The following is a 17,057-nucleotide window of genomic DNA, read 5'->3' on the forward strand; positions in this document are numbered from 1 at the left end:
GAGCCGGCAACTGCAATCCGGTGCTGGCCCGAACCGGCGACTACGATCCGGCGCCGAGGCGAGCCGGCAACCACGATCGGGCGCCGGGCCGAGTCGGCGGCTGCGATTCCGGCTCGCGCCTCTCCGCTGCGCTTCGGGGCGGTCACGGGGTGCGCTCCAGTCCGCGGCCGTCGAGGGACAGGCTGCGCTCGCCGACGACGCGGCCGTCGGCGAGGGAGACGACCCGGCTGGCGCAGCGCTCGGCCATGCGCTCGTCGTGGGTGACGAGCAACAGGGTCTGGCCGATCTGGTTGAGGTCGAGCAGCAGGTCCATCACCTGCTCGCCGGAGTGGCTGTCGAGGGCGCCCGTGGGCTCGTCGGCGAGCAGAAGGGCCGGCCGGTTCATCAAGGCGCGGGCCACCGCCACCCGCTGCCGCTCGCCGCCGCTGAGCACGGCAGGGTAGGCATTGCGGCGGTCGGCGATGCCGAGCTCGTCGAACAGCTCCAGCGCGCGCCGCCGGGCCTGCCTCGCGGAGACCCCGGTGAGCTGGGCGGCGAGGGCCACATTCTCCAGCGCGGGCAGGTCGTCGAGCAGGTTGAAGAACTGGAAGACCATGCCGATGCGCTTGCGGCGGAAGAGCGCGAGCCCGGTCTCGGTGAGCCGGCCCAGGTCCTCGTCGTGGACGGTGACGCCGCCGGCCGTCGGGCGGTCCAGCCCGGCGATCATGTTGAGCAGCGTGGACTTGCCGCAGCCGGACGGGCCCATGACGGCGACGGCCTCGCCCGCCCGGATCTCCAGCGTCACCCCGTCGAGCGCGGTCGTGTCGCCATACTCCTTGCGCACGCCGTCGAGCCGCACCACGACCCGGTCCCCATCACCACTCATGCCAAGCAACGTAGAGCGGGCGCGGCCGTGGCGCGTCCTTCCACGGGTCCACCCACCGCGCGGGCGGGTCATACCGTGGGCGTAGGTCACCTGGCCGATGCGGCACGAGCGCCGCGTCTGCCAAGGTGGGCGGGTGTGGACCTCAGCGGCGACCTGGCTCGGCATCGCGCTGGTGTGCGCGTGCGCCATCGCCGCGGTCCTGCTGACGGCGCTGCTGAGGACCAGGAAGCGGCTCGCGGCGGCGCTCGGCGAGCGGGGCTGGCTGCTGGAGCGGGAGCGGGAGGCGGCCGCGCGGGCCGCGGTCGGCGCCGAGCGGGCCAGGATCGCCAGGGAGTTGCACGACATCGTCAGCCACACGGTCAGCGTCATGGTCGTGCAGGCGTCCGCGGCCAGGGAGGTGCTCAACACGATGCCCGATGAGGCGGCGACCGCGCTGCGGGCCGTGCAGGACGCCGGCCGCGGCGCTCTGACCGAGCTGCGCCACCTGTTGGGCCTGCTCGCACCCGACGCCGACGGCCAGGACGGCGCCACGAGCCAGGCGAGCGCCCACGACCAGCACGGCGCCACGAGCCAGAACAACACGAAGAGCCAGAGCAGCGCCACGAGCCAGGGCAGCACCGAGAGCCAGAACGGCGTCATGGACCAGTACGGCACCAGAGGCCACGACCTGGAGCCGCAGCCGAGCCTGAGCCGGCTGTCGGCGCTGGTGGACCGGGTCGCGTTCGCCGGGCTGCCGGTCGAGGTCCGCATCTCGGGCGAGCCGCGGCCGCTGCCGGCAGGAGTGGACCTGACCGCGTACCGGATCGTGCAGGAGGGCCTGACGAACGCGCTGAAGTACGGTGGCGGCGGCAAGGCGGAGGTGACGGTGCGGTATGCGGACCGTTCGCTGCGGGTGGAGGTCCTCAACACCGGCCCGAGCGTGCTGAAGGCGGGTCCCGCCGAGAAACCCGCCAAGACCACCGGGCGTGGCCTGACCGGGCTGCGGGCCAGGGTGGCGGTGTACGGCGGCGACCTCGACGCCCGCAGACGGCTCGGCGGCGGCTACCGCGTCCGGGCCCGCATCCCGTTGGACCCCCCGTGAGCGCAGAACCCCCGTGAGCGCAGAACCCCCCGTGAGCGCAGAACCCGCCGCGAACACAGAGCCCGCCACGAACACAGGACCCGCCGCGAACACAGAGCCCGCCACGAACACAGGACCCGCCGCGAACACAGGACCCGCCACGAACACAGGGCATTCCATGGGCACAGGACACTCCGTGAACACCGGGAACCCGCGGGTGCTCGTGGTGGATGACCAGGAGCTGATCCGCACCGGGTTCCGCCTCATCCTGACCGCCCGGGGCATCGACGTCGTCGGGGAGGCCGCCGACGGGGCGGAGGCGGTGCAGGCCGCCGCGGCGCTGGAGCCGGATGTCGTGCTGATGGACATCCGCATGCCAGGTATGGACGGGCTGGAGGCGACCCAGCGGATCCTGGAGCGCCGGCCGGAGTGCCGCGTGCTGATGCTGACGACGTTCGACCTCGACCGGTACGTGTACGCCGCCCTGCGGATCGGTGCCAGCGGGTTCCTGCTGAAGGACGTGACCGCCGACCATCTCGCCAACGCGGTCCGGCTCGTCGGCACGGGTGACGCGCTGCTCGCCCCGTCCATCACCCGGCGGCTGGTGGAGCGGTTCGCCAACCAGGAAGACGTCGCACCGAAGACCGACGCCACGATCACCGGGCTGACGCCGCGCGAGCGCGAGGTCCTCACGCTGATCGGGCGCGGCATGTCCAACGCCGAGCTGGCCGCGGCCCTGTTCCTCGCCGAGGCGACCGTCAAGACCCACGTGGCGAGGATCTTCACCAAGCTGGCGCTGCGCGACCGGGCCCAGGCGGTGGTCGTGGCGTACGAGAGCGGCCTGATCACACCCGGCGACCCGGACACCTAGCCGGGGTGGTCGCCACCCGGAGAAGCGGCGACGACCACCCGGATCGGACGGGGTCAGGCCTGGGCGACCAGGCGGAACGACTGGGCCGCGCCGCCGGTGCACGACCACTGCTGCAGCAGCGCGCCGTCGGCGGTGGAGACGTCACGGACGTCGAGGCACTTGCCGCTGTTGCGGGCGGTGAAGCGGAAGTTCCCGCCGCCGAGCGACGCCGGCAGCCACTGCTGGTTGGTGGCGCCGCCGTAGGACCACAGGTGCACCTGCGTGCCGTCGCCCGTGGAGCCGGTGCCGCCGCTGACGTCCCAGACCAGGCTCGGCGCGTAACGGTTGACGACCTGGTAGTAGCCGTTGCTGGTGGGCCGGAACTGCCACTGCTGGTTGGTCGCGCCGGCCGCGCCGCACGCCCACTGCTGCAGGGCGGTGCCGTTGGCGGTGCCCCAGCCGGCGTCGTCGAGGCACTTGCCGCTGTTGGTGTTGATCACCTGGTACCACTTGGTGGGGTCGATCGAGGTGGCCGGCGGCTGCGAGGTCGGCGGCTGGGAGGTCGGGGTGACCGGGCCGCCGGGCCAGGTGAACGTCGCCATGGAGCCGGCGGGCAGGTTGTAGCCGAAGGACGCGCCGCCGTAGGAGACCTGGAAGTTCTGGGCGCCGCCGGAGTTCACCGCGACGAGCACGATGGAGCCGTCGGGGTTGCGGAAGGCGACGTTCTCGATGCCACCCTGGCCGTAGTTGGTCGAGTCGACGCGGACCGCGCCGGGCTTGACGAACTTCGCCAGGTGCCCCAGCACGTAGTACTCGGCGTTGTACGTGACGCTCCCGCCGTTGACGGTGACGACGCCCATGCAGTTGGTGCAGCTGCCGATGACGGGACCGTGCGACGGGTTGAGCGCCATGTTCCACATGGTCACGGTCTTCGCCCAGTTGCGGGTGGCGCCGATGGCGAGGTTGCGCCCCTGCCACAGCAGCGAGTCGGCGAACGTGTTGGCCGTGTTGCCCGACTCGGTGCCGGAGCACTCGGTGAAGAAGATGTCCTTGTTCGGGTAGGCGTTGCGCACGGTGCTCTGCCCGCTGGGGTTGCCGCCGTAGCAGTGCCAGGCGGTGCCGGCGGTGTTGTTGCCGGTCGCGGCGAGGACCTGCTGCGGGAAGGACGTGTTGTCCCAGTTGTGGTCCCAGGCGAGGATCTTCGTGCCGAGGCCGGCCGAGGACAGCTTCGGCGCGAGGTTGTTGATGATCGCGGCCTGCTGCGACGCCGACATCAGCATGCCGGGGTAGCCGGGCGGGGAGAACTGCGGCTCGTTCTGCACGCTGAGGTACTGCACCGGCACGCCCGCCGCCTGGTACGCCTGGACGGACCTCACCAGGTAGTCGGCGAAGGTGCCCTCGTAGTTGGTGCTCAGCGACCCGCCGACCAGGTTGTTGTTGGTCTTCATCCAGGCCGGCGCGCTCCACGGCACGACCATCGTGGACAGCTGCGGGTTCAGCGAACGGGCCTGGGTGAGCAGCGGGAGGATGTACGCCTGGTCGTGCGCGATCGAGAACCGCGACAGGCTCGGGTCGGCGCTGCCGTCGTCGTACGTGTAGAAGTTCAGCGAGAAGTCCGACGCGCCGAGCGGCTGGCGCAGGAAGCTCAGGCCGATCCCGCTCGACGGGTTGAACAGCGCGTTCATGATGCTGTTGCGGGCCGACGAGTTGTAGATGAGGTTGGCGGACGAGTCGGTGAACGACGCGCCGAAGCCGACCATCGACTGGTACGTCGTGCCGGCGTTCACGGTGATCGTCGAGCCGCTGCCCGCGGTACCGAACGCGACGTCGGCCTTCTTCGTGAGCTGGTTGGCGCGGTCCGGCGTGGTGAGCCAGACGCTCGCGTTGGTGGCGGCGAGGGCGGGCGACGCCTGGGTGACCACGAGCGCGGCGCCGGTGGCGAGCAGCGCGCCGGCGGCGCACGTCGCCAGGAGCCGTTTCCGAGAGGACATGGCGGGTCCCTTCTGGGGGTTGGGAAAAGACCGGGGTGGGGCGGGCGGGGCCCCACCCCGGTCCGGCTTCTACGCGTACAGGCGGATGTCGGCGAGGCTCCACCAGCTGCCGCTGCTGCCCGTGTTCGTCACCCGCACGTAGCGGGCGCGGGCCTGCACGTCCACGTTGGTGAGCTGGCCGGTGCCCGTACCGGAGGCGACGACGCGCCAGGAGGTGCCGTCGTCACTGACGGCCAGCTCCCACGAGCGGGCGTAGTCGCCGACGCTGCCACCGCTGTCGATGGCGACCCGGCGGAAGCTGGTCCGGTTGCCGAGGTCGACCTGCAGGTACTGGCCCGGCTCCTGTGCCTGGCCGGCGGACCATCGGGTCGAGGCGTCCTCGTCCACGGCCAGCTTCGCGTCGGCCGAGGCGGGCAGCGACGTGGCGGTGGCGCCCTTCAGCGACAGCAGCTTGCGGCCGTCGTCGAACACCCGGTTGCGGGGCCAGGTGAACGTGGCGAGCGAGCCGCCGGGCAGCGTGTAGTCGAACGTGCGGTCGCCCGCCGCGACGGTGAACGTGCGCGGGTCGTCGTTCTCGTTGTGCACGACCAGCGCCGTGGAGCCGTCGGGGTTGCGGAACGCGACGTCCATGATCTGGCCGTTCCAGCCGGTGGTGCCGAAGGAGGTGCTGGCGATCCGCACGGCGCCGGGCTTCACGAAGCGGGACAGGTGCCCGATCGTGTAGTACTCGGCGTTGGTGGTGAACGTGCCGTCCGGCTGGACGGTGATCAGGCCGGTGCAGGTGTCGCAGCCGCCGAGGTGCGGGCCGTTCGTCGAGTCGAGCGCGATGTTCCAGTTGACCGCGGACTTCGCCCAGTTGCGGGTGGTGCCGATGGCGATCGTCCGGGCGTGCCACTTGAGCGTGTCGCGGAAGAACTGCGCCGGCGTGTCGTTCGCGCCGTGCGAGCCGGAGCACTCGGTGAACCAGATGCCCTTGGTCGGGAACGCGTCGTGCAGCGCGGTCTGCGCGGCCGGTTCGCCGTAGTAGCAGTGGTACGCGGTGCCGGCGAGCCACTTCGCGGCGGGGCTGCGCAGCAGCTGGTACGGGTAGTCCGTCTCGGGGTCCTGCCCCGGCGGGACGTTGACGACGTCGTTGGGGTGGGTGGCCCAGTTGTGGTCGTACCCGATGATCTTCGTCCGCGGGCTGAAGAGCCGCAGCAGCGGGCCGAGGATCTCGATGACCTTGGCCTCCTGGGCGACCCGCATGGCGGTCGTCGGGTAGCCGTTGACGCCGCCGTTCTGCGGCTCGTTCTGCACCGTGATGTAGTCGATCGGCACCCCGGCGGCGGTGTACGCGAGGACGAAGCGGGTCAGGTACGCGGCGTACACGGCGTAGATCTTCGGGTCGTCGATGAGCGAACCGCCGACGAGCGAGTCGTTGGCCTTCATCCAGGCCGGCGGGCTCCACGGCGTCGCCATGATCTTCAGCTGGGGGTTGAGCTGCTTCGCCCGGCGCAGCAGCGGCAGGATCTGCGCCTGGTCGCGGGCGATGCTGAACTTCGACAGCGTCCAGTCCTTCTGCCCGGCCGGCACGTCGTCGAGCGAGTAGTGGCTGCTCGCGGCGGTGAAGTCCGACGAGCCGATCGGCTGGCGCAGGAAGCTCACGCCGTCGCCCTTGGCCGGGTCGAACAGGGCGCGCATGGCCTTGTCGCGTTCGGTGGCGCTCAGCCGGTACAGCACGGCGGCCGACGAGTCGGTGATCGACGCCCCGAAGCCGTCCATGGTCTGGTACTCACGGCTGGGGTCCACGGTGATCGTGACGTTCGGGTTGCCGGCTGCCGCCTTCGTGAAGGCGATCGGGGCCCGCTCGTGCATGAGCTCCGTCTGGTCGACGGTCGTCACCCACACCCGCGCCGACGGAGCGGCCTCACCGGCCTGCGCCTGCGTGAATCCTGTCAATCCGACGGCGACGGCGGCACCGGCCGCCACCAGCCGTAACACCTGTCGTGGCATCGCGTCTCTCCCGGAGCTACCGATGTAACAAATGAAACATCAATGTAACTAAGCGGAGGACAGCACAGCATCGGCCCGCACCGATTGTCAAGAGCAGTTCAAGCGCTTGACGCGTTCGGCGCGGGCCGTGAGATCGACAGGTTGGCTACCCGATGTAACGCATGGATGAAACAGAAGCGGCGTGGGAGCACTCAGCCCCGGCGGAGGAGGCGGCCGACGGCGGCCATCATCTCGGTGGCCATCTCCTCGCCCTTGCCCTCCTCGGCGCCGTGCTGCATGCAGTGCCGGGCGTGGTCGTCGAGCAGGCCGAGGGCGACCTTGTCGAGGGCCGCCTGGATGGCGCTGATCTGCGTCAGCACGTCGATGCAGTAGCGGTCCTCGTCGACCATCTTCCCCACGCCGCGGACCTGGCCCTCGATGCGGCGCAGCCGGCCCTGGAGCTGGTCCTTCGTGGCGGTGTACCCGCGAGGCGTGGCGGTGGTCATGTCACCCATCCTAGCGCACACCCCCTGGGGGTATGCTACGTTTGCCAGGTACCCGTGGGGGGTATCCAGATCCGTACCAGGAGGAGCCGACATGAGCACCACGACCTACGCCGTCAAGGGGATGACCTGCGGGCACTGCGTGCAGGCGGTCAGCACCGAGGTCGGGAAGGTGCCCGGGGTCACGGACGTCCGGGTCGACCTGGAGGCCGGTGCCGTGACGGTGACCAGCGACGGACCCGCCGACGAGCAGGCCGTCCGCGCCGCCGTCGACGAGGCCGGCTACGAAGTGGTCGGGCTCCGGGCATGAACACGCCGGCCCGGCTCGCCGCGTTCGGCGCGGTCCTGGCGGTGGTGTTCGGGGCGGCGTTCGGGGTGGGCCGGCTGGTCGGGCCCGACGCCGTCGCCGAGCCGGCCGGTGACATGGCGCATCCGAAGGCCGGTGACATGGCGCATCCGGAGGCCGGCGGCGATCCGGGCGCCGGGCACGGTGACCATGGCGGACCGGGCGCAACGCCGACCGCCACCGGCCGGTCCGGCCCCGCCGCTCATGGCTATTCGGTGGCGGTCGGCCCGTACAGCGGCGGCATCAGCTTCAAGATCGTTGGAGCCGGGGGCCGGACGGTCACCGGGTTCGAGACGGTGCACGAGAAGCCGCTGCACCTGATCGTGGTGCGCCGGGACCTCTCCGGGTTCCAGCACGTGCACCCGGTCATGGACGCGGACGGGACCTGGCGGGCGGCGCCGGCGCTGCCTGACGGCGGGCCGTGGCGGGCGTACTTCGACTTCACCGAGACCGGCGCGGCGGCGACCGTCCTGACGGCGGATCTCGACGTGCCCGGCGCGCCGCACTCGGAGCCGCTGCCGCCGCCTTCCGCGAGCGCGGCCATCGACGGCTACACGGTCCGCATCGACACCCACGACGGCGTCACCCTGCGGGTCGAGCGGGACGGGCGGCCGGTCACCGACCTGCAGCCGTATCTCGGGGCGGCCGGGCACCTCGTGGCGATCGCCGAGCGGGACCTCGCCTACCTGCACGTCCACCCCACCGGCCCCGCGGGCGGCGGACCGGAGGTCAGGTTCACGGTCGAGGGCGCCGCTTCGGGGACCCACCGGCTGTACTTCCAGTTCCAGCACGGCGGCGCGGTGCACACCGCGGAGTTCACCGTGACCGCGATCGGGGGCGGGCATGCCCACAACTGAGCTCACCATCGGCGGCATGACGTGCGCGGCCTGCGCGGCGCGGATCGAGAAGAAGCTGAACCGGCTCGACGGCGTGTCGGCGACCGTCAACTACGCCACCGAGAAGGCCCGGGTCGACTTTCCGCCGACCCTGGCGGTGGCGGACCTGATCGCCACGGTCGAGCAGACCGGCTACACGGCCGCTGTTCCTGCGGCGCCGGCGCCCTCACAGGAAACCGACCCGCTCGCCGAGGCGCGGCAGCGGCTGCTGGTCAGCGCGGCGCTCGCGGCGCCGGTGATCCTGCTGGCGATGGTGCCGGCGTGGCAGTTCGAGTCGTGGCAGTGGGCGTCGCTGACGCTCGCGGCGCCGGTCGTGGTGTGGGGCGCCTGGCCGTTTCACCGGGCGGCGCTGCGCAACCTGCGGCACGGCGCGGCGACGATGGACACGCTCGTGTCGGTCGGCACCGCGGCGGCGTTCCTCTGGTCGCTCTACGCGCTGTTCCTCGGCGACGCGGGCCGGCCCGGCATGCGGCACCCGTTCGAGCTCACGGTCTCCCGCTCGGCCGGTGCCGACGCGATCTACCTGGAGGTCGCCGCCGGGGTGACGGTGTTCATCCTGGCCGGCCGCTACTTCGAGGCGCGCGCCAAGCGCCGGGCCGGAGCCGCACTGCGCGCGCTGCTCTCCCTGGGTGCCAAGGATGCCGCGGTACTGGCGGCCGACGGCACCGAGCACCGTGCGCCCGTCGACCGGCTGGCCGTCGGCGACACGATCCTCGTCCGGCCCGGCGAGAAGGTCGCCGCCGACGGGGTCGTGCTCGACGGCACGTCCGCGGTCGACGTCAGCATGCTCACCGGCGAGCCGCTGCCCGTCGACCTCGGCCCGGGCGACCCGGTCGTCGGCGGCTGCGTCAACACGTCCGGGCGCCTGGTCGTGCGGGTGAGCCGGACCGGCGCCGACACGCAGCTGGCGCAGATGGCGCGGCTCGTCGAGGAGGCGCAGAGCGGCAAGGCCGACGTGCAGCGCCTCGCCGACCGGGTCGCCGGCGTGTTCGTGCCGATCGTGATCGCCCTCGCCGTGGGCACGCTCGGCTTCTGGCTCGGCACCGGCGGCTCGGCGGCCTCGGCGTTCACCGCGGCGGTCGCGGTGCTGATCATCGCCTGCCCCTGCGCGCTCGGCCTGGCGACGCCGACGGCCCTGCTCGTCGGCACCGGACGCGGCGCCCAGCTGGGCATCCTGATCCGCGGCCCGGAGGTCCTCGAGTCGACCCGTCGCGTCGACACCGTCCTGCTCGACAAGACCGGCACCGTCACCACCGGCCGCATGTCCGTCCTGGCGGTCCACGGCGACCCGGCCTCGCTGCGGCTCGCCGCCGCGGTCGAGCACGCCTCCGAGCACCCGATCGCGCGCGCCGTCGCGGCCGCGGTGCCGGCCTCGGCCCGGCCGGCCGTCGCGTCGTTCTCCAGCCACGCCGGCCACGGGGTCAGCGGCATCGTCGAGGACCGGACCGTCTGGGTCGGCCGCCCGTCGTTCCTGGCCGCACAAGGCCTGACGCCGTTCTCCGATGCCACGCCTCCCGTCACGGCGGCCGCCACCCCTTCCACCGCAACGACTGCCGTACCCGCCACCGCAACGGCTGTCATGGCCTCCCCCGTGACGGAAACCGCAACGGACACCGCGACGGACACCGCGACGGACGTCGCGCCCTCCAGCAGGGCGGAGCGGGTGCCTTCGGCCGGGACCGTCGTCGGCGTCGGCTGGGACGGGGCCGTGCGGGGGTTGATCGAGGTCGGTGACACCGTCAAGCCGTCGTCGGCCGCCGCCGTACGCCGGATCCGCGACCTCGGGCTCCGCCCCGTCCTCCTCACCGGCGACGCCGCCCCGGTGGCGCACGCGGTGGCCGCGGAGGTCGGCATCGACGAGGTCATCGCGGAGGTCCTGCCCGCCGGCAAGCTCGACGTCGTCCGCCGCCTCCAGGCCGAGGGCCGCGTCGTGGCGATGGTCGGCGACGGGGTCAACGACGCGGCCGCCCTCGCCCAGGCCGACCTGGGCCTGTCGATGGGCACCGGCACCGACGCCGCGATCGAGGCCGGCGACCTCACCCTGGTCCGCGGCGACCTGACCGCCGTCCCCGACGCGATCCGTCTCGCCCGGCGCACCGTGGCCACGATCAAGGGCAACCTGTTCTGGGCGTTCGCCTACAACCTCGCCGCGGTCCCCCTCGCCGCCGCGGGCCTGCTCAACCCGATGATCGCCGGCGGCGCCATGGCGCTGAGCTCGGCCTTCGTCGTCGCGAACAGCCTGCGCCTGCGCCGCTTCACCCCGGCCCGGCCCTCCCCCGAGACCGGCGCCTGACCGGGCGCACGCCCCGGGTGCCCGGTTACGATTGAGGATGGAGCAACTCTTTCAGCGCTACGTCCACGCCGGTGCCCTCTCCCGCGACCCGGACGCCCTGGCCGCCCTCTTCACCCCCGACGGCATCCTCGAGGCGCCGCTCGTCTCGCCCGCCGGCCCGTACCCGCACCGTCTTGAGGGCCGCGACGCGATCCGCGCCGGCATGGCCGCCTGGTACGCGCGACCGGCCGTCCCCACGCCCGCCGTCGACCTCGCGCGCTCGCGCTACGTCCTGCACGCCACCGCCGACCCGGACGTCTTCATCGCCGAGATCGACACCGCGTTCACCGGCGCGGGCGGCATGTCCCTGGTCCAGATCTTCCGCGTCCGCGACGGCCAGATCGCCCACCTGCGCGACTACTTCACGCTCTGAAAGACGCCGCGACGAACGGGAGGGGGAGCCCGGAGGCTCCCCCTCCCCACGTCATGGGCTACTCGGCGGTGAAGGTGACCCGGCGCCGGCGGCGCAGGGTGGCGACCAGGGCGGCGCCGCCCACCACGAGGGCGGCGCCCGTGCCGACCAGGGGCAGCGTGCTGCTGGATCCGGTCACCGGCAGGCTCGGGCTGGGAGACGCGGACGGCGTCGCCGGCTTCGAGGCGGATGGGGTCGGCGACGGGGTGGCGGACTTCGACGGCGACGGGGAGGGCGACGGGCACGGGCCGGTCAGCGGCACCCAGCCGCTCGCGACGTCGGCGCCGAAGCCGTCGGCCCACTTGGCCTTGTACGTGATCTTGACCTTGGTGGCGGGGCGCTCGACGACCGAGGTGAACGAGACCTGGGTGAGCGGGCTGCCGCCGGGGCGGGCGGCGATCGTCGTGGGGACCTGGGTGGTCGACAGGACGGTCGTGACGTTCTGGTCGAGCACCAGCTTGAGATCACTGAGCGTGACGATCTTGTTGTAATCGTTGGTCAGCTTCCAGGTGACCTCGTACTTGCCGCCGACGGAAACGCACTCGGCGGAGCCGGACGCCCCCGACGCGTGCGCACTGGCGGGCGAAGCGAACATGGTCGATAGCCCAACGGCCGCGGTCGCGGCGGCGGTGCCGATCGCGACCCTCCTGAACAGCGTGTTTTCCACGACGACTCCAACCTTACGAAACTTGACGTCCGACAACATAAGACCGAGGCGGGCGGGAGCGACAGCCGTTGTGGGGCAGGAAATTTGAAACTGGTCCTGGTTTGGGTGATTCATCCGGGAAAATACTTTTGATCGATGAAATTCGTCGTGACAGAGGGCGATCAGACAGGTGGAGATGCGCTACCACCCTTACGCTGACGAGGCATGAGACGGGGTTACGCACTGCTCGCGCTGATCATGCTCACCGCCTGCTCCACAAAGGACGCACCGCCGGCGACGCCGGCCGCGACGGCGGCACAAGGCAAGGGCGACCACACCCTGACCGTCACCGTCGGTGACAAGGAGCGCACGTTCCAGCTCCACGTGCCGCCGGGGTACGACCCGGCGCGCACCATGCCCGCGGTCGTCGCGCTGCACCACAAACCCGGCAGCGGCGCCACGATGCGGGAGCTGACCGGGTTCGACGCGAAGGCCGACGCGGAGGGCTTCCTCGTCGCGTACCCGGAGGGCGTCGGCGGGCAGTTCAACGCGTTCGGCTGCTGCGGAGCGCAGGACGACGTCGGCTTCGTCAAGGCCGTCGCCGCGCTGCTCGTCGAGCGGTGGCACGCCGACCCCGGCCGGGTGTTCCTCGCCGGCGTCTCCAACGGCGCCGACCTGAGCTACCGCGCCGCGGTCGAGGCGCCGGGCGTGTTCGCCGCGATCGGCGCGGTCAGCGGCGGCTTCGCCGGCGGGCGGACCGAGGCGGCGGACTACCGGCCGGCGGCCCCGGTGTCGGTGGTGACCCTCATCGGCGCCGCAGACCCGCAGGCCGCCACCTTCACGACCGGCGTCGACACCTGGCGCAAGCGCCTCGGCTGCGAGGCACCAAAGGAGACGAGCCCGGCACCGGGCGTACACGAGACGACGACGCGATGCGGGGACGGCAGCGACGTGCAGGCCTACGTCATCGACGGCGGTGCACACGCGTGGTTCGGCGCGACGGGGGGCGAGCTCAAGGCGCCGGGGCAGATCGGGGCGACCGACACGCTGTGGAAATTCTTCGTGGCGCACCCGCGACGCTGATGATGGTCGCCATGAGGACGATGCTCGACTTCCTGTCCGGCCTGCCCGAGCCGCGGCTGGCCGAGCTCGCCGCCGTCCACCTGCCCGACGGGCCGCCGCCGCGCGGGGCGAAGGCCCTCAAGGAGTTCGCGGCGCTGCTGCTGGAGCCCGCCACGGTGACGGCGACGGTCGCCGCGCTCAGCCTGCCGGAGCTGCAGGTCGCCGAGGCGCTGTCGCTGCGGGCCGCCGGCACCCGCCGCGCCGACCTCGCCGGGCTGCTGGGCGTGGCCGGGCACGACGCCGACCTCGGCATGGTGCTGGGACGGCTGGAGTGGCACGCGCTCGCCTGGCCCGACGGCGACTGGATCCGCACCGCGCCGATCCACGAGGTGATCGTCGGCGGCTACGGGTTCGGCCCGTCGGCCCGCCTGGAGCTCGTGCAGCTGCCGCTGGACCGGCTGCAGCGCATGGCGTACAACCTCGACGCGCCCGTCGGCCGGGACCGCGCGTCGCTGCTCGGCGCGGTCTGCGCCGCCCTCGCCGACGCGGCGACCGTCCGCGCGAAGTTCGCCCAGGCGCCGGAGGCCACCAAGGACCTGCTGCTGTCGCTGGCCGAGGACGACCCGTACTTCTTCGACCCGCGGCAGATGGGCGCGCTGCGCACCAACCGGTCCACGCCGCTGCGGTGGGCGGTCGACCACGGGCTGCTGATGTGGAACCCCGTCGGCATGGCCGCGGTGCTGCCGAGCGAGGTCGGCGTCGTGCTGCGGGAGGGCTTCCGCGCCGACTTCGACCCGGCGCCGCCGCTGCAGGTGCCGGTCGAGGTCAGCGTCGAGATGGTCGAGCGCGACGGCGCCGCCGCGGTCAGGGGCGCGCTCGCGCACGTCACCGCCCTGCTGGAGGCATGCGGCCGGGCGCCGGTGCCGATGCTGAAGGACGGCGGGATCGGCCTGCGGGAGCTGCGCCGGCTCGGCAAGGCGCTCGGCGGCGACGAGACCGGCATGCGGCTGTGGCTCACGCTCGCCGCCGTCACCGGACTGATCGGCGTGACGGACAACCGGATCGCGCCGTCGGCGTACTACGACGACTGGTTGAAGCTCGACCCGCCCGCACAGTACGGCGAGCTGCTCACCGCCTGGCTGGTCATGGACGCGATCCCGCTGGACCCGCAGGTGCCGGTGCTGCTGCGGACCGAGCGCGACGAGGCCGTGAGCATCCTGCGGCGCAGCCTCGTCTCGTTGCTCAACGGCCTGCCGGGCGGCTACGCGCTGCCGTCGCTGGACGGGGTCAACGCGCTGCAGATGTACATGCGGCCGCTGCTCACCGGGGCGGACGCCGAGGAGGCGTACCCGACGACGGCCATGCTGTGGCGGGAGCTGGAGCTGATGGGGCTGGGCGCCCTGCACGCGCCGACCGCCCTGTGCCGGGCCCTCGCCGCCGAGGCCGGCCTGGACGGCACCCCGCAGCGGCCCGTGCTGCGGGCCGAGCTGGAGCGGCTCATTCCAGCCGCGCAGCGCACGGTGCTGCTGCAGAGCGATCTGACCGCCGTCGCGACCGGGGCGCCGGCGCCGCAGCTCGCCGCGTTCCTCGACCTCGCGGCCGACCGGGAGTCCCGCGGCGGCGGGCACACCTGGCGCTTCTCTGAGGCGTCGGTGCGCCGCGCGTTCGACACCGGCGCGACGGCCGACGAGCTCCTCGCGTCGCTGCGCGAGTCGGCGGCCGGCGGGCGGGTTCCGCAGCCGCTGCAGTACCTGGTCACCGACCTCGCCCGCCGGCACGGGGCGCTGCGGGTCCGCCCGGTCGCGTGCGTGCTGCGCAGCGACGACCCGACGCTGCTCGCGGAGCTGCCGCGGGTGAAGAGCCTCGCCAGGCTGGGCCTGACCGAGCTCGCCCCGACCGTCTACGCCAGCGTCCTGCCGGTGGCGGAGACCCTGGCGGCCCTGCGGGCGGCCGGCTATGCCCCGGCGGGCGAGCACGCCGACGGCACGATCGCCTTCGACAAGATCACCAGATTCAGGACAGGTCCTGACCGCAACGCCGACTAGCGTGACCCGGTGTGATCCTCACGAAGCGGCAGCTCAACCGCACCTACCTGCAGCGCCAGCTGCTGATGACGCCCGACGGCGAACCCGATCCACGCCCGGTCGATGAGATCGTGGCGCACCTCGTCGCGGTGCAGGCGCAGGAGGTCGACGCGCCCTACGTCGGCCTGTGGACCCGCACCCGCCGGGTGCGGCACGAGGACCTCGTCGAGGCGCTCACCGACCGCCGGGTCGTGCGCGCCGGGCTGCTGCGGCGCACCCAGCACCTGACCACCGGCGCCGACTACCGCTGGCTGCGGCCCATGCTCAAGCAGCGGCTGGGGGCGGGCGGGCTGTCGCCGTTCGCCAAGGAGTTCGCCGGGCTGGACATCGTCGACATCGGCGCGGCCGGGCGCGACATCCTGCGCGGCCAGGCCATGACCCGGCCCAAGCTGGCGAAGGCGCTCGGCGAGCGGTTCCCCGGCCGCAAGGGGATCGCCCTGGCCTGGGTCGTGCAGTTCCAGGAGAACCTGGTGCACCCGCCGCCGTCCGGAGTCTGGCGCCGCCGCGGGCACGTGACCTGCGCGCTCGCCGAGGACTGGCTGGGCGGGCCGATGGAGGAGCGGCCGGACGTGTGGACGCTGCTGCGGCGGTACCTCGCCTCGTGCGGCCCGGCGAGCGTCGCCGACCTGCAGAACTGGTCGGGGATGAAGCGGCTCCGCGACGACGTCGAGGCGCACCGGCACCGGCTGCGGGTCCACCGCGACGAGCGCGGGCAGGAGCTGTTCGACCTGCCGGACCTGCCGGTGTGCGGCGGCGACGAGGAGCCGCCGGTGCGCTTCCTGCCGGAGTTCGACAACCTGGTGCTCAGTCACGAGGACCGCACCCGGATCATCGCCGACGAGGACCGCGCGAAGGTCTGCCCGGGCTACTCGATGGTCCACCCCACCTTCCTGGTCGACGGGTTCGTCGCGGGCATCTGGTCGGTGACGGCCGAGGCCCTGACCGTCTCGCCGTTCCGCCGGCTGACCGATGACGATGCGGCGTCGGTACTAGCCGAGGCCGGCCGACTGAAGGCGTTCCTTCAGGTCGACGTCACGGTGCGCCTCGACCAGAGCTGACCGGCCAGCCTGGCGGCGCCCAGGGCGGGGTCATGGGCGGTGCCGACCTCGACGCCACGGTCGTGCAGGGCGTCCAGCACCCCCGCCCGGACGGGCGTCGGCCCGGTGAGCAGCCCTCCCGCCAGTACCACCGCCGCATCAGGGGCATCGAGGGCGTCGAGCGTGCGGAGCAGCCGGTCCACGCCCTCGGCCACGATCGCGGCGGCGGCCGGGTCACCGTCGGCGGCGAACTCGCACACGACCGGGGCGAGCGCGGCGAACGACCCGAGCGGCAGCCGCTGCGCCCAGTGCACGAGGTCGTCGGCGGACGTGACGCCGGCGTGCAGCGCCACCCGGACGGCGAGCCCCGACGACGACCAGTGCCGCGCCGCGTGCCGGACCGCCTGCAGGCCCAGCCAGAGGCCGGAGCCCTCGTCGCCGAGCAGCCAGCCGAGGCCGTCGGCGGCGCGCACGACCTCCGTGCCGTCGATCAGCGCCGCGACCGCCCCGGTGCCGGCGATCAGCACGGCGCCCCGGTCCGCGGTGGACCCCGCGGCGTAGGCGGTCACCGCGTCGGCGACCACGGGGACCGGGCAGGTCAGGCCGATGGCCGCCCACTGGTCGGCGAAGCCGGCGGCGACGCCGGGATCAGCGAGGATGCTGACCCCGGCGACTCCCACCACGCCCGCGACGACCCCACCCGGATCGTGCGGGCCGAGTGCCTCGCGGACCGCCGTGCCGATCGCAACCGCGGCCGCCGACCCGACAGCGGACGGGTTGCCGGCACCTGCCGCCCCGCGCCCCAGGACCGTCCCGTCGGCCGAGGTGACGACCGCTTTGGAGGCCGTACCGCCGGCATCGACCCCGAGGATGAGCACCATGGCACGATCGAACCATGGAAAATGGTTGTTGACTAGAAGTTGAAGTGGTCGTAATTTTCATCGCCAAGACAGGACGATGAAAAGGATGACCGTAGTGACCGGTGAGAGCGGCGGGCTGCTG

Annotated in this window: 15 protein-coding genes; 9 read left to right on the plus strand and 6 right to left on the minus strand. The window is 72.7% G+C overall.

Annotated features, from left to right (window positions below):
* Nucleotides 1-142: 142 nt before the first annotated feature.
* Nucleotides 143-865, minus strand: coding sequence for an ABC transporter ATP-binding protein (locus AB0I21_RS45970; protein WP_360570533.1), 723 nt, complete (start codon nt 863-865; stop codon nt 143-145).
* A 199-nt stretch (nt 866-1,064) separates the two neighbouring features.
* Between AB0I21_RS45970 and AB0I21_RS45975 the strand changes: the two genes are divergently transcribed.
* Together AB0I21_RS45975 and AB0I21_RS45980 are read left to right on the plus strand one after the other, a co-directional pair.
* Nucleotides 1,065-1,946: a histidine kinase gene (locus AB0I21_RS45975; RefSeq protein ID WP_360570584.1), complete on the plus strand. Its 882-nt coding sequence runs from the start codon at nt 1,065-1,067 to the stop codon at nt 1,944-1,946.
* Nucleotides 1,947-2,121: 175 nt separating this feature from the next.
* Entirely contained in the window at nt 2,122-2,796 is a 675-nt protein-coding gene (locus AB0I21_RS45980; RefSeq protein ID WP_360570535.1) for a response regulator transcription factor, read from the plus strand.
* A gap of 53 nt (nt 2,797-2,849) precedes the next feature.
* On the opposite strand, the gene AB0I21_RS45985 is transcribed toward AB0I21_RS45980, so the two are convergent.
* The 3 genes from AB0I21_RS45985 to AB0I21_RS45995 all read right to left on the minus strand — a co-directional run bounded on the left by AB0I21_RS45985 (nt 2,850) and on the right by AB0I21_RS45995 (nt 7,243).
* On the minus strand, nt 2,850-4,766 hold the full coding sequence (locus AB0I21_RS45985) for an RICIN domain-containing protein (protein ID WP_360570537.1): 1,917 nt from the start codon (nt 4,764-4,766) through the stop codon (nt 2,850-2,852).
* Nucleotides 4,767-4,835: 69 nt separating this feature from the next.
* Nucleotides 4,836-6,758: a discoidin domain-containing protein gene (locus AB0I21_RS45990; RefSeq protein ID WP_360570539.1), complete on the minus strand. Its 1,923-nt coding sequence runs from the start codon at nt 6,756-6,758 to the stop codon at nt 4,836-4,838.
* A gap of 191 nt (nt 6,759-6,949) precedes the next feature.
* Nucleotides 6,950-7,243, minus strand: a complete 294-nt coding sequence (locus AB0I21_RS45995; RefSeq protein WP_344510398.1) for a metal-sensitive transcriptional regulator — start codon at nt 7,241-7,243, stop codon at nt 6,950-6,952.
* Between the two features lie 91 nt (nt 7,244-7,334).
* Between AB0I21_RS45995 and AB0I21_RS46000 the strand changes: the two genes are divergently transcribed.
* From AB0I21_RS46000 to AB0I21_RS46015, 4 genes are read left to right on the plus strand one after another with little or no spacing between them, the layout of a single operon-like run.
* Nucleotides 7,335-7,550, plus strand: coding sequence for a heavy-metal-associated domain-containing protein (locus AB0I21_RS46000; RefSeq protein ID WP_354900198.1), 216 nt, complete (start codon nt 7,335-7,337; stop codon nt 7,548-7,550).
* Entirely contained in the window at nt 7,547-8,443 is an 897-nt protein-coding gene (locus tag AB0I21_RS46005) for a hypothetical protein (RefSeq protein ID WP_360570541.1), read from the plus strand. Before AB0I21_RS46000 ends, AB0I21_RS46005 begins: the two co-directional genes overlap by 4 nt.
* Nucleotides 8,430-10,775, plus strand: coding sequence for a heavy metal translocating P-type ATPase (locus AB0I21_RS46010; protein WP_360570543.1), 2,346 nt, complete (start codon nt 8,430-8,432; stop codon nt 10,773-10,775). The genes AB0I21_RS46005 and AB0I21_RS46010 overlap by 14 nt, the downstream gene beginning before the upstream one ends.
* Before the next feature lie 37 nt (nt 10,776-10,812).
* A complete protein-coding gene (locus tag AB0I21_RS46015) occupies nt 10,813-11,187 on the plus strand; it encodes a nuclear transport factor 2 family protein (RefSeq protein ID WP_360570545.1) in 375 nt (124 codons plus the stop codon).
* 58 nt (nt 11,188-11,245) lie between these two features.
* On the opposite strand, the gene AB0I21_RS46020 is transcribed toward AB0I21_RS46015, so the two are convergent.
* Nucleotides 11,246-11,893, minus strand: a complete 648-nt coding sequence (locus tag AB0I21_RS46020; RefSeq protein ID WP_360570547.1) for an LPXTG cell wall anchor domain-containing protein — start codon at nt 11,891-11,893, stop codon at nt 11,246-11,248.
* Between the two features lie 204 nt (nt 11,894-12,097).
* On the opposite strand from AB0I21_RS46020, the gene AB0I21_RS46025 reads away from it, so the two are divergent.
* Genes AB0I21_RS46025 through AB0I21_RS46035 form a run of 3 tightly spaced genes read left to right on the plus strand, consistent with a single transcriptional unit; the run spans nt 12,098 to nt 16,076 of the window.
* On the plus strand, nt 12,098-12,955 hold the full coding sequence (locus tag AB0I21_RS46025; protein ID WP_360570549.1) for a PHB depolymerase family esterase: 858 nt from the start codon (nt 12,098-12,100) through the stop codon (nt 12,953-12,955).
* Between the two features lie 11 nt (nt 12,956-12,966).
* Nucleotides 12,967-14,979: a helicase-associated domain-containing protein gene (locus AB0I21_RS46030; RefSeq protein ID WP_360570551.1), complete on the plus strand. Its 2,013-nt coding sequence runs from the start codon at nt 12,967-12,969 to the stop codon at nt 14,977-14,979.
* An 11-nt stretch (nt 14,980-14,990) separates the two neighbouring features.
* The gene (locus tag AB0I21_RS46035) at nt 14,991-16,076 is read left to right on the plus strand and encodes a winged helix DNA-binding domain-containing protein (RefSeq protein ID WP_360570553.1); all 1,086 of its coding nucleotides are present in this window, start codon (nt 14,991-14,993) and stop codon (nt 16,074-16,076) included.
* Here the strand turns inward: AB0I21_RS46035 and AB0I21_RS46040 are convergent.
* Nucleotides 16,040-16,936: a BadF/BadG/BcrA/BcrD ATPase family protein gene (locus tag AB0I21_RS46040; protein WP_360570555.1), complete on the minus strand. Its 897-nt coding sequence runs from the start codon at nt 16,934-16,936 to the stop codon at nt 16,040-16,042. The genes AB0I21_RS46035 and AB0I21_RS46040 overlap by 37 nt on opposite strands.
* Between the last annotated feature and the right edge of the window lie 121 nt (nt 16,937-17,057).

The sequence above is a fragment of the Dactylosporangium sp. NPDC050588 genome, from assembly GCF_040654975.1.
Taxonomy (GTDB): Bacteria; Actinomycetota; Actinomycetes; order Mycobacteriales; family Micromonosporaceae; genus Dactylosporangium; species Dactylosporangium maewongense.

Coding starts and splice junctions, on each gene's coding strand:
- AB0I21_RS46000 (WP_354900198.1), top strand. CDS start 7,335: ATGAGCACCACGACCTACGCCGTCAAGGGGATGACCTGCGGGCACTGC.
- AB0I21_RS45970 (WP_360570533.1), bottom strand. CDS start 865: ATGAGTGGTGATGGGGACCGGGTCGTGGTGCGGCTCGACGGCGTGCGC.
- AB0I21_RS46030 (WP_360570551.1), top strand. CDS start 12,967: ATGAGGACGATGCTCGACTTCCTGTCCGGCCTGCCCGAGCCGCGGCTG.
- AB0I21_RS45985 (WP_360570537.1), bottom strand. CDS start 4,766: ATGTCCTCTCGGAAACGGCTCCTGGCGACGTGCGCCGCCGGCGCGCTG.
- AB0I21_RS45990 (WP_360570539.1), bottom strand. CDS start 6,758: ATGCCACGACAGGTGTTACGGCTGGTGGCGGCCGGTGCCGCCGTCGCC.
- AB0I21_RS46005 (WP_360570541.1), top strand. CDS start 7,547: ATGAACACGCCGGCCCGGCTCGCCGCGTTCGGCGCGGTCCTGGCGGTG.
- AB0I21_RS45995 (WP_344510398.1), bottom strand. CDS start 7,243: ATGACCACCGCCACGCCTCGCGGGTACACCGCCACGAAGGACCAGCTC.
- AB0I21_RS46025 (WP_360570549.1), top strand. CDS start 12,098: ATGAGACGGGGTTACGCACTGCTCGCGCTGATCATGCTCACCGCCTGC.
- AB0I21_RS46015 (WP_360570545.1), top strand. CDS start 10,813: ATGGAGCAACTCTTTCAGCGCTACGTCCACGCCGGTGCCCTCTCCCGC.
- AB0I21_RS46040 (WP_360570555.1), bottom strand. CDS start 16,936: ATGGTGCTCATCCTCGGGGTCGATGCCGGCGGTACGGCCTCCAAAGCG.
- AB0I21_RS46010 (WP_360570543.1), top strand. CDS start 8,430: ATGCCCACAACTGAGCTCACCATCGGCGGCATGACGTGCGCGGCCTGC.